Raw genomic sequence first — 11,479 nt, 5'->3', positions numbered from 1 at the left:
ATGGATTTCGGATTCACTCCCGAGGAGGAGGAGTTCCGCGGCGAGGTCCTCGAATTCCTGGCCGACCATCGGGATCTGAACGGTTTCTTCCATCGGGGCGAGAACACCGCGGAGGGCGTGCGCCGGCTCTACCGGGCGCTCGGAGAGCGTGCCTGGCTGTCGCTGTCCTGGCCGGTCGAGTTCGGCGGCAGGGGTCTGTCACCCGCCTACGAGTTCATCCTGTGGGACGAGATGGCCTACGCGCGGGCCGCCCGCCCACCGATGGGACCGGGTCTGGTGGCCAAGGCGCTCATGACACACGGTACGGCTCGGCAGTGCGAACGCTTTCTGCCGGGGCTTCGGCTCGGCCGGATCAACTTCGCGCTGGGTTACTCCGAGCCGGATGCCGGTTCCGACCTGGCCGCGGTGCGGACTCGGGCGGAGTTGGTCTCCGACCACGAGTACGAGATCAACGGCGCGAAGTGCTGGACGTCCAACGCGCATTGGGCCGACTACATCTGGCTGCTCTGCCGTACCGGTGCTGCGGACAGCCGGGCCCGCGGTCTCAGCGTCCTGATCGTGCCGCTGGACCACCCCGGGGTGTCGGTTTCGCCGATCCCCACGCACGAGGGCGGGCGTCTGAACGAGGTCCGGTTCGACGGGGTGCGGGTGCCGGTCGACAATCGTGTCGGGGACGAGAATGCCGGGTGGCAGGTCGTCGCATCCGCGTTGGCGGTCGAACGCCACGTCCAGTTCCCCCCGAAGCGGCTTCGGCGCGATCTTCAGGACCTCGTCGACTGGGTGCGCACATCGGGCCTGGGCGAGGATCCCGTCGTGCGTCGGCGGCTGTTCGACCTCGCCGTGAAGGTGGCGGAGGCCGAGGCGCTGGGGCTGGCGTTGCTCGGCGAGATCATCAGTGGTGAGCCCTCGGCGGTCCCGGCGGCCTATCACAAACTGGCCGGGACGCTGCTCACCCAGGAGATCGCCCGTTCGGCCATGGAGTTCGGATCGACCGAGGCCCTGGTCAAGGGCACCGACGTCGAGTTCATGTGGCGGCAGGCGATTTTGGAGACCATCGGCGGCGGAACGTCGGAGGTGATGCGCGGACTCGTCGCGCGACAGGCGTTCGGTCTCCACGGCAAACGCTGACCGGCGCGCTGTTCACGAGAGCAAGGATGCCCGCCCGGTGATCACCGAATCGATCGTCACCGGGCGGGCATCGGGGTGTCACGGCCGCGGCCACCGGCGCGCGAGGCGGGCTGCCCCTCGCTTCGCGCGGGTCATCACGACTCCCCCATCGGCGGCGGGTTCACTCGCCGGTTCGGTCAGGCGCCTCCGCCGTTGGACTGCGGAATCCCCTGCGCGAAGGCCCGGAACTCGTAGATGAAGCCGCCGGTGTCGCCGCCGACGGTGATGTATCCCTGCGTCGTTCCCGGCTTGATCACCACGTTCGAGACCAGTTGCGTCTCCCTGGACCGGTTCGGTACCACGATCGTGCCGATCCGCTCCCCGCTCTTGTTCCACACCAGGATGTTCGCGGAGCCGATCACCACCTGATACACGTTGCCCGCGGCGTCGACGGAGTTGGAGTCGAAGCCGTGGATGCCGATGTCGGAGGTCATCGCGACGCGGCTTTCGACGACGCTCTTGTGATCGGGTGCCAGCGTGAAGTGGTCCTCGTGGCCGAGGCTGTACTCGCTCACCCACAGGCCGGAGAAGTCCGGGGTGAACGAGATGCCGTTGGGAGCGGAGAGGCCGTCCTGCAGGACGATCGGGTTGCCGCCGTCGGCGTCCAGGCGCACGACCCGACCGATCCGGTTCCACGGCGAGCCCTGGTAGTCGGCGACGTACATCGCGCCGGACGTGTCGAACGCGATGTCGTCGGGCACCATCGGGCGACCGGCCACCGTCCCGGAGAAGACCGTGGTGAAGCCGGTGCCGTCGGCGTCGAGCCGAGCGATCCTGCCGTTGTGGAAGTCGGTGACGTAGATCTTCCCGTCCACCGGGCTGAACTGTAGGGACGAGAAACCGCTCGTGGCGTCCGTGTAGACGGGCCGGGTGGTCTTGGTGCGCGGGTCGAAGCGAAGGATCTTGGGCTGTCCCGCCGGCGCGGTGAGGTCGACGAAGTACAGCCGACCGTCGGGTCCGAACGCGGGCCCCTCCAGGACGGTCACCTGCCCGAACGGTGTCGGCGGGTCCAACGGCGCCACCTGGGCGATCGAGGTCGCCCGGACCTCGCGCGGTCCCGACGTTCCCCGTCCTCGGTCGGCGGCGGAGTCGGCGCTTTGGCCGTCGGTCGTGCCGGCTGCGGTCGTGGTCGCCGAGCCGCCGATGACCAGGGTCATCGAAAAGGCGGCCGCGAACGCAAGCAGTCTCTTGTTCTTGGTCATGTTTCCTCCCGATCCACGGCCCTGCTCCGAACCCTCCGCGCCCGACGTACTGTGCCGAGGGGCGAAACAGGGCTCGGGCCAGGGGTTTGAGGCTGTGGCAGTCGTGCGTGTCGCCGGCCGGTGGCCAAGCGACGAAACGAGCGATCGGTGTGGTTTCCGCCAAGGCGTGCGGCGGAGAGCCGACTGCCCGGCTCCGGGGGCCGGGCGTGGATTCAGCGCCCGCGCGGGAAGCGGCGCGGTGCCGACCGGAGCCGCCCGCGGCGGCTCCGGACGTCTTTCGTCACCGACGTCGAGGTCGGTCGAGTGGGGGGTGTACGGCTCGTCCGCGCAACAGGTCCTTCTGGATCTTTCCGGTCGAGGTCTTGGGCAGCACGCCGAAGATCACCCGGTGCGGCGCTTTGAACCTCGCGATTCGCTCTCGCACGAAAGCGATCAGCTCGGCTTCCTCGATCGAAGCGTCGGTCCGGAGCGTGACGTACGCGACCGGCACTTCGCCCCACTTCGGGTGCGGCATCGCGACGACCGCGGCGTCGAGTACGGCCGGGTGTTCGGCGAGGGCGTTCTCCACTTCGACGGAGGTGATGTTCTCGCCGCCGGAGACGATGACGTCCTTGGCCCTGTCGCGCAGTTCGACATAACCGTCCGGATGCATGACGCCCAGATCGCCCGAACGAAACCAGCCGTCGGCGGTCGCCGCGGCCGCGGTCGCCTCGTCGTCGCGGTAGTAGCCCAGCATCAGGTTGTTGCCGCGCAGCAGGATCTCGCCGAGCGTGCTCGCGTCGGCCGGCACGTCCGCTCCGCGGGCATCGACCACCCGCAGCGGTTCGGCGACGATGTTGGCGATGCCCTGGCGAGCCACCAGCGGTGCGCGCGACTGTGGCGACAACGCGTGCCACTCCGGCTGCCACTCGCACACGACGGCCGGGCCGAAGGTCTCGGTGAGCCCGTAGAGATGACGGGTGTGGATGCCGAGCCTGTCCGTCTTGGCGAGCAGTGCCGGGGAGGGAGGCGCTCCGCCGACGAACACCTGCACCGGACGAGGTGCCGGCACCGCCGCGGCGGGGTCCTCGGCGAGCATGGCCAGCACGGTGGGCGCGGCGCAGAAGTGGCTCACGCCGTCCTCGTGGATGGCGCGCCAGATCTGCGCCGGGTCGACCTTGCGCAGGCAGTGGTGCACCGCGCCGGCCGCCGTCACCGCCCACGGGAAGCACCAGCCGTTGGTGTGGAACATCGGCAGCGTCCACAGATAGCGCGACGACGTGTCCAGTTTGGCGTGGTATGCCATCGCCAACGCCTGGAGGTAGGCGCCGCGATGGTGGTACATCACGCCCTTGGGCCGTCCGGTGGTACCGCTGGTGTAGTTGATCGACAGCAGGGACCTCTCGTCGGTCACCGCCGTCGCCTGCGCGGTGGCGCCCGTCACCAGTGATTCGTACTCGTCCCGGGGCCCACCCGAGTCGATCACCGTCGGGCGAACCGTGCTGTGCTTGAGCGCCTCGGTCAACGCCTCACGGCAGTCGGCGTCCACGATCACCACGCTCGCCCCGCTGTGGTCGAGGATGTAGGCGGTCTCGGCGGGCGACAGCCTGGTGTTGAGCGCCACGAGCACCGCGCCGGCCAGCGGGACCCCGTAGTGTGCTTCGAGCAGCACATGGGTGTTGGGGGCCAGTACGGCGACCCGGTCCCCCGGGCGCACGTACTCGGTGAGCACACCGGCCAACGCCTGTACTCGCTGCCACAGTTCGGCGTAGGAGTACCGCAGGCCGCCGTCGACCACCGCGAGCCGATCGGGAAACACCTTGGCGGCGCGCTCGGCGAAGGCCACCGGAGTCAGTTCGGAAAAGACCATCTCGTTCGTCATGTGCCGTCCGCCCTTCCCCTGGACTTCACTGTCGCGCCGGCTGCGCTCACCTCGCGGACGGCTCGAAGAACGGGAGCGCCACGTCGTCCGAGATCGGGGAGAACGTCACGGAGACGGGCATTCCGCAATACACGGCGTCCACGTCGCAGTTCACGATGTTGGTCATCATCTGCCAGCCCTCGTCGAGTTCGACGATGGCGACGACGTAGGGCACTTCGAAGGCGGGTGTCTGGGGTCGCCACACCACCGAGAAGCTGTAGACCACTCCGTTGCCCGAACCCTGTTGCCAGGTCAGCCGGGAGGACAGGCAGTGCGGACAGAAGTCCTGTGGTTTGAACACGGATCCGCCGCAGTCGGCACATTGCTGGTAGCACAGCCTTCCTTCGGCGCAGCCGCGCCAGAACGGCTCGGACAGGCGTGTCGGTACGGGAACGGGCCGGTGCAGGGGGTCGGTTGACACTGGTCACTCCGAAGTCATGAGCAGGAGACCTTTGGGCCAGTTCGCCAAGGCGACCTTCGCGCCGGCGACCTGGTTCACCTTCGCTTCGCCGCGTAGTTGCTGTACGGCTCGCACCACCTTCTGGGTGAGTTGCGAAAAGCCGGTGTGGGAGTGGGACATGAGCCCACCGTCGGTGCAGATGGGGTATCGGCCGTCGAGGCGAATGTTCTCGGGCGTCAGCAACTGGGCTCCCTCGCCCGGCCCGCAGTAGCCGTACGCCTCGAAATAGCGCACGACCTCGTAGGTGAAGTTGTCGTAGACCTCGAACACGTCGACGTCCTCGCGAGCGATCCCGGCCTGCGCGAACGCGGCCGCGGCGGCGCGGCGTCCCACCATCCCGGTCCGGGTGTAGGTCGGTGGGTTGACGTAGGTCGGCCCCCATTCCTCCCGCCCGCCGCCGAGCAGCCGGATGGGCTTCGTCGGTAGATCGCGGGCGCGTTCCATCGTGGTGAGCACGACGGCGCTGCCGCCCTCGGAGGTCGTGGCGCAGTCGAGGAGCCGATACGGGGAGGCGACCATCCGCGAGGCGAGGATGTCGTCGGCGGTGAACGGGCCGCGCCCGTGGTACACGGCCTCGGGGTTGGCCGCCCCGTAGTTTCGGATCGTCGCCGGAATGTGCGCCAGGTCCTCGGGTTTCACACCGAATTCGTGCAGGTAGCGCTGGGCCGGCAGCGCCCATTCGACCGCGGTGTGCAGACCCCACGTCTCGATGAACTCGTTGGTCGGCCGTGTCCAGGGGGCGGTGGAATCGCGGTCGGTGTAGATGGAAGCCTGGCCGCTGGCAATCAGCGCCACGTCGCATTCGCCCGCCGCGACGGCGAGAGCGGCCTCCATGACGGCCTGGACGCCGTCCATCTCCCGCCCGATCCAAAAACCGGTCGCGCCGACGTCATAGGCGAACGCGGCGCTCGCTTCGGCGTCCATTCCGACGGTGACGTTGAAGCCGTCGACGTCCGGCATGCGCAGACCGGCCTGCGCCAAGGCCCCGCGGGCCGCGTCCAGGGTCACCGACGAGGACGTGTGTCCGGGCAGTGAACGCGCCTGGGGGGTGTTGTAGGCGCCGACGACGGCGACGCTTTGCAGGGCGCGCCCGATGTCCTTCGCCATGGGAATCTCCCTCGTGTGATCGATGTGCGCGGGGCGGACGCCCGTGCCGGTGGTGCGCCGCCGGGTCGGGCTCCGGCGTTGCGCTCCGGTCTGCCGGCGCCGGGTCCGTCCGAGCGCTCCGCGGGATCAAGTGTGGATGTCTCCTTGTGAGAGGTGTCGGCCGGCGCACCGTGCCATCTCGTCGATTCCCGCATCCGGAACCGGCGGTCGGCGCTCTCGGACCGCCGCGCCGAGGTGGGGAACGGGGGTGGGAGAACGGGGTTCGCGCCGGGAGTTCGTGCCGAAGAGCTCGCTACCGCGACGGCCGAGGCGACCACCGCGGGCATCTTTGCGACTACGCAAGGAAGACGATGAAAGAGTATCCTCTTTAGGGGTTCTGCTGCAAGAGATTCGGTCGCAGTTGGGGTAGGCATGCCGCAGACCCCGCTGTTCTCCCCTGGGCTGGACCGGCCTCAACGTGATGAGTACACTGAAATATCGTGGAGTCGAAGCCTTGTCGGGACCTTGTGGGCGCCGGCCGTGCTGCCGTCCGGGGCGGACGGGGCCTGCTGCGTGAAGGTCGCGTGACACTCCCGCCGGCCGCCTCGGGGCGCCGTGTCTCGCCCTCGCCCCGCCCGCCGGCCGCCGGTACGGCAGTGCCGGCCGTTGGGCGCGGGTCGGCCACGACTACATCGGCAACAGCGTTCGGACCACTCTCCAGCTCGCGAAAGGGACACCCCATGGACTCGCCGACCCGGCCGCGCGACGGCGCGGACGACCTCCTGCGCAATCTCGGCATTCCCACGAAGGGCACCGTGTACGACCTGTCCTCGGGCTGGTGGCGGCACATGCCGGCCTTCGGCGGCTATCCGCGTTTCGAGGTGGTCACCTACAGCTCCCCGCAGGGTCAGCGAACCACCGGAGAGTTCCCGTTCGACAACCCCGACGAGAACCAGGCCCAGGTCGGCTACGTCTCCGAGTTCGTCTCCGGCGGCCTGCACACCGGGACCCACATCGACGCCCTCTGCCACATCACCTGCGGGGACAACGACGAATGGCACGGCGGTGTGTCGGCGAACGACGCGCTGGGAAACTACGGCGCCGAACGCGGTGACGCCTCGGAGCTGGCCCCCGTCATCGGGCGCGGAGTACTGCTCGACGTTCCCGCCGCGCTCGGCCTCGACATCTTGCCGCCGCACTTCGCGATCGGCGAGGAGCACCTGCGGGCGGCTGCGGAGGCCGCCGACGTCTCCGTCCAGGACGGCGACATCGTGCTGGTTCGCACCGGGCAGATGAAGTACTGGCCGGACATCAGGCGGATTCGCAAGCTCGGCGACGGCAGCGGCGTCGCCCTGGACGGGGCGCGGTGGCTCGTCTCGCAGGGCGCCCGCTACGTCGGCGCGGACACCCTGTCCTTCGAGGTCATGCCGTCACCGGTGCCGGGCAACCCGTTCCCCGTGCACCTGTACCTGCTCCACGAGCGGGGGATGCACATCATGGAGTGGGTCAACTGCGAGGCCCTGGCCGCCGACAAGGTCTCCAGCTTCCTCTTCATAGGTCTGCCGCTCACCATTCGCGGCGGTACCGGCTCACCGCTTCGGCCGATCGCCGTGACGTGAAGTGACCTGACGGATCAGGCGCTTTCCCGTCGGCCCGGCGGCCGTCGACCGTGTCGGTCGACGGCCGCCGGCCGTGGTACGGCAACCCACTTATCCCGGGGACTCGTTCTGCAGGAGTTCGGCGATGCCCTGCAGGTGCCGACGCATCCGGTGTTGCGCGAGCGGAGCGTCGCCGGCCACGATCGCCGCCACGATCGCGCGGTGTGCCTCGTGGGACCGGACCGCGGTGTCGCGATGTTCCTCGTCCGGTTCGTCGGCACTCTCCCACTCGTGCTGCACCATGTCCTGGTCGAGCTGGGACAGCACCTCGACGAAGAGGGTGATGGCCGGGTTGCCGGCGAGTTCGGCGATCACCCGATGGAGATTGCGTGCGTGGCCGAGCGTCACGCCGCGGTCCATCAGCTCCTGCTCGGTGTCGAGCGCGTCCGTGAGCAAAGCGATGCCGGGCTCGGTCAGCTTCTCGGTGGCGGCGGTGACACCCGCGAGTTCGAGGGCCATTCTCGCGTCGAACATCTGTCGGCGGCTGACGGCCGCGTGCCGGAGATAGACCCGCGCGGCATCGCGGACGATGCCGGGGTCGGGTTCGGTGACGACGAGACCGCCGCCCGGCCCCCGCCGCATGCGCGCCATTTGATGGTGCTCGACGAGCCGTACGGCTTCGCGGAACACGGCACGGCTCACGCCGTAGCGTTCGATCAGGTCCCGTTCGGAACCGAGGACCGTCCCGGTACGCCAGCCGTCCTTGATGATGTCCTTCTCGATCAGCCCGGCCACGGTTTCGGCGAGCCGCCGGCCCCCTCCCGCACCCTCCGGTGTCTGTCGAGTCGCCTTCTCGGCGCTTGTCATGGACAGGACCCGTCTCGTCTGGGAATCATCGCCGCAGTAACTTGGTGGTTGATTGAGAACACTCTTTCCTGGGTGCCCATGTTAGCGGACCGGGCATAGGCTCCGCACTGATCTGCACTGTTCCAACGGTGCGTGGGAAAGAGTTTCCTCATTGTGTGTCTCACCCGGCGTGGTGCAGCTCGGGTCGGTGCGGTCGAGTCGATGCGGCCGGGTCATCGGGAGGCGTTCGCGCCGACGATGCGCAGGGCGATTTCGCCGTACTCCCACACCACGGCTTCCTCGGTGATCTCGCCGTCCTCGCGGAACCATACGGCGACGCCCATACCCAGGTCCAGGATGGCGTAGGAGGCCAATCGCGCGGACGCGACCCGGAATCGGCCGGCGTTCACCCCGGCGGTGATCAGGTCGCGAAAGCACGCCTCGTACTGCGCTCGTCGCGCCAGTACCTCCGCGCGATGGGGCTCCACGAGACTGCGCAGTTCGCGGGTGCCGACGAACGCCTCTCGGCGGTGTCGGGCGTGGTAGCGCACGTGCGTCTCGGTGGCGCGCCGCAGCCGCTCCGCCGGGTCGTCCGTCGTCGCGACGGCCGCCCGGTGCGCGGCGAGCAGGTCGTCCATGGTGCTGCGGGTGATCTGCACCAGCAGGTCTTGTTTGGACGAGACGTGCTTGTACAGGCTGGGGCCGCGGATGCCGACCGCGGCGCCGATGTCCGTCATGGTCGTCGCCTCGTAGCCGAGCCGGGTGAACAGATCCAACGCGGCGGCACGGATGGCCTCGGATCGTGGCGAGCCGGACAAGAGCACACTCCCGGGCGTGAACGATGGGCTAACAATTCTTAGCTCCGGACTCTATCTCCTCGATTCTCCTACTTGCGATTCGAAGGCGGAGCCCTGCTATGGTCGGCTAACGATCATTAGCCTGGGAGGGTTCATGGCAGTCGATCTCACACCCGGTCCGTTCGCGGCGGAACTGGCCGAACGGACCGCGCGGTTCGTCCGGCGGACGGTGCTTCCGATCGAGGAACGCCATCGAGGCGTGCCGAGCTCCGAGGCGATCCGGCTGGAACTTCAGCAGGCAGCCCGCGAGGCCGGCGTGTTCGCGCCGCACGTGGCGACGGAGTTCGGCGGGCACGGCCTGGACATGCGCGACCGCGCGTTCGTCTTCGAGGAGGCCGGCTACTCGTTGCTCGGCCCGCTGGCCCTGAACATCGCGGCTCCCGACGAGGGCAACATGCACATGTTGGAGGCCATCGCGACACCCGAGCAGAAGGAGCGTTACCTACGCCCTCTGGCCACCGGTGACGTGCGGTCCTGCTTCGCGATGACCGAGCCCGCTCCGGGGGCCGGGTCGGATGCCGGCGCCCTGACCACCCGGGCCGAACGCGTCCCGGGCGGCTGGCGCATCGAGGGCCACAAGTGGTTCATCACCGGCGCCGACGGCGCCGCCTTCGCCATCGTGATGGCGCGGACCTCCGGCGCTCCCGGCGACGCCGGGGGCGCGACCATGTTCCTGGTCGAAGCCTCGAACCCGGGCATGAAGGTCGTCCGACACATCGACACGCTCGACGAGAGCCTGTTCGGCGGACACGTCGAACTCTTGCTCGACGGCTGCCTCGTCTCCGACGACGCCGTGCTCGGGGAGGTCGACGAAGGGTTCCGCTACGCCCGGGTCCGGCTCGGTCCCGCGCGTACGACGCACTGCATGCGCTGGCTCGGCATCGCCCGCCGGGCCCAGGACATCGCGGTGGCCAGGGCGACCGGGCGCGAACTGTTCGGCTCGCGGCTGGCCGACCTGGGCATGGCCCAGGCGATGATCGCGGACAACGAGATCGACATCGCCGCCGCCCACGGGCTGATCCTGCAGGCGTGCGCGGACCTCGACCAGGGCGGATCCGCCGCCCACTCGACCTCGATCGCCAAGACCTTCTGCGCCGAGGCCGTCTGGCGCGTGGTGGACCGCTCGTTGCAGATCTGCGGCTCGCTCGGCGTGTCCGGCGACGCGCTGCTCGGGCGCTTCCTGCGCGAGGTGCGACCGTTCAGGATCTACGACGGCCCCTCGGAAACCCACCGTTGGGCCATCGCCCGTCGAGTCGTCCGCCGGCACGAGGCGGCGACCGCCCGGTGAAAGCGGACCCGGGAGCGGGCGTCGACGGACTGGATCTGCCACTGCTCAAGCGCTTCTTCGCGGACCACGTGCCCGACTTCCGCGGCGAACTCGCCGCCGAACTCGTGCACGGCGGACGGTCCAACCTGACCTACAAGGTCACCGACGGACACACCGACTGGGTACTGCGTCGCCCACCCCTGGGCGGGCTGACCCCGTCCGCGCACGACATGGCCAGGGAGTACCGGGTCGTCTCCGCACTCGCCGGCAACGCGGTCCCGGTGGCGCGCGCCGTCGCCTTCGGTGACGCGGCCCTGTTGGGCGTGCCGTTCTCGGTGGTCGAGTACGTCGAGGGAACCGTCATCCGGACCCCCGAGCAACTGCACAGCCTGTCGGACGAGCGGATCGCCGGCTGCGCCTACGCCCTCGTGGACACCCTGGCCCGTCTGCACGCCGTCGATCCCGACTCGGTCGGACTCGCCGACTTCGGCCGAGCCGAGGGCTACCTCGCCCGGCAGGTCGGGCGCTGGTACGACCAGTGGCACCGGGTACACACCCGCGACCTCGCCGACCTCGACGCCCTGCACGCCGGGCTCGCCCGGGTGTGCCCGGCGGAGAGCGGCGTCTCGATCGTGCACGGCGACTTCCGGATCGACAACGCCATCCTGGCCCCAGACGATCCGACGGAGATACGCGCCATAGTGGACTGGGAGATGGCCACGCTCGGCGATCCGCTCGCCGACCTGGGTCTGCATCTGGCGTACGCGGACCCGGCTTTCGCCCCGGTGTTGGGGGACGCGGCCGCCTCGACCAGCGACCGCCTCCCGGCCCCCGCCGAACTGGCCCACCGCTACGGCCTCACGAGCGGGCGCGCCCTGGGCGATCTCGGCTTCTACCTCGCCCTCGGTTACTTCAAGGCCGCGGTCATCGCCGAGGGGATCCACGCCCGCTTCCGCCTGGGCCTGACCAGGGGGGCCGGCTTCGAGACCGTGGGCCGGGCACCCGCACCGCTGGCCGCGGCCGGCTTGCGCGCGCTGGCCGGGCAGACCTGAGCACGATCGGTCGCGGCGAGCGGTCCGTTGCGGGCGCGGGCTGT

The 11,479-nt window shown here is 69.3% G+C and carries 10 protein-coding genes; 4 read left to right on the top strand and 6 right to left on the bottom strand.

Annotated features, from left to right (window positions below):
• On the top strand, positions 1 to 1,128 hold the full coding sequence (locus GT354_RS41810) for an acyl-CoA dehydrogenase family protein (protein WP_161361972.1): 1,128 nt from the start codon (positions 1 to 3) through the stop codon (positions 1,126 to 1,128).
• Positions 1,129 to 1,304: 176 nt separating this feature from the next.
• On the opposite strand, the gene GT354_RS41805 is transcribed toward GT354_RS41810, so the two are convergent.
• From GT354_RS41805 to GT354_RS41790, 4 genes are all read right to left on the bottom strand, one after another.
• On the bottom strand, positions 1,305 to 2,369 hold the full coding sequence (locus GT354_RS41805) for an SMP-30/gluconolactonase/LRE family protein (RefSeq protein WP_161361971.1): 1,065 nt from the start codon (positions 2,367 to 2,369) through the stop codon (positions 1,305 to 1,307).
• 280 nt (positions 2,370 to 2,649) lie between these two features.
• Positions 2,650 to 4,230 carry an AMP-binding protein gene (locus GT354_RS41800; RefSeq protein WP_161361969.1) on the bottom strand — a complete coding sequence of 527 codons (1,581 nt, stop codon included), beginning with the start codon at positions 4,228 to 4,230 and terminating at the stop codon, positions 2,650 to 2,652.
• A 46-nt stretch (positions 4,231 to 4,276) separates the two neighbouring features.
• A complete protein-coding gene (locus tag GT354_RS41795) occupies positions 4,277 to 4,690 on the bottom strand; it encodes a Zn-ribbon domain-containing OB-fold protein (RefSeq protein WP_346012422.1) in 414 nt (137 codons plus the stop codon).
• Positions 4,691 to 4,693: 3 nt separating this feature from the next.
• Positions 4,694 to 5,836: a thiolase family protein gene (locus GT354_RS41790; protein WP_237535977.1), complete on the bottom strand. Its 1,143-nt coding sequence runs from the start codon at positions 5,834 to 5,836 to the stop codon at positions 4,694 to 4,696.
• 719 nt (positions 5,837 to 6,555) lie between these two features.
• Between GT354_RS41790 and GT354_RS41785 the strand changes: the two genes are divergently transcribed.
• On the top strand, positions 6,556 to 7,434 hold the full coding sequence (locus GT354_RS41785; protein ID WP_161361966.1) for a cyclase family protein: 879 nt from the start codon (positions 6,556 to 6,558) through the stop codon (positions 7,432 to 7,434).
• Between the two features lie 90 nt (positions 7,435 to 7,524).
• Here GT354_RS41785 and GT354_RS41780 read toward each other — a convergent pair whose 3' ends face one another.
• On the bottom strand, positions 7,525 to 8,280 hold the full coding sequence (locus tag GT354_RS41780) for an FCD domain-containing protein (RefSeq protein WP_161361964.1): 756 nt from the start codon (positions 8,278 to 8,280) through the stop codon (positions 7,525 to 7,527).
• Positions 8,281 to 8,492: 212 nt separating this feature from the next.
• Positions 8,493 to 9,077 (bottom strand): TetR/AcrR family transcriptional regulator, encoded by a 585-nt coding sequence (locus GT354_RS41775; RefSeq protein WP_237535976.1) that lies wholly within the window; start codon positions 9,075 to 9,077, stop codon positions 8,493 to 8,495.
• Between the two features lie 133 nt (positions 9,078 to 9,210).
• Here GT354_RS41775 and GT354_RS41770 point away from each other — a divergent pair, with 133 nt between their 5' ends.
• Both GT354_RS41770 and GT354_RS41765 read left to right on the top strand, forming a co-directional pair.
• A complete protein-coding gene (locus tag GT354_RS41770; RefSeq protein WP_161361960.1) occupies positions 9,211 to 10,404 on the top strand; it encodes an acyl-CoA dehydrogenase family protein in 1,194 nt (397 codons plus the stop codon).
• A complete protein-coding gene (locus tag GT354_RS41765; protein WP_161361958.1) occupies positions 10,401 to 11,435 on the top strand; it encodes a phosphotransferase family protein in 1,035 nt (344 codons plus the stop codon). Before GT354_RS41770 ends, GT354_RS41765 begins: the two co-directional genes overlap by 4 nt.
• Positions 11,436 to 11,479 lie beyond the last annotated feature (44 nt).

Origin of the sequence: Streptomyces sp. SID3343 (genome assembly GCF_009865215.1) — a bacterium.
Taxonomy (GTDB): domain Bacteria; phylum Actinomycetota; class Actinomycetes; order Streptomycetales; family Streptomycetaceae; genus Embleya.
Note: the sequence above shows the minus strand (reverse complement) of the source record. Positions and strands in the feature narration are given on the sequence as shown.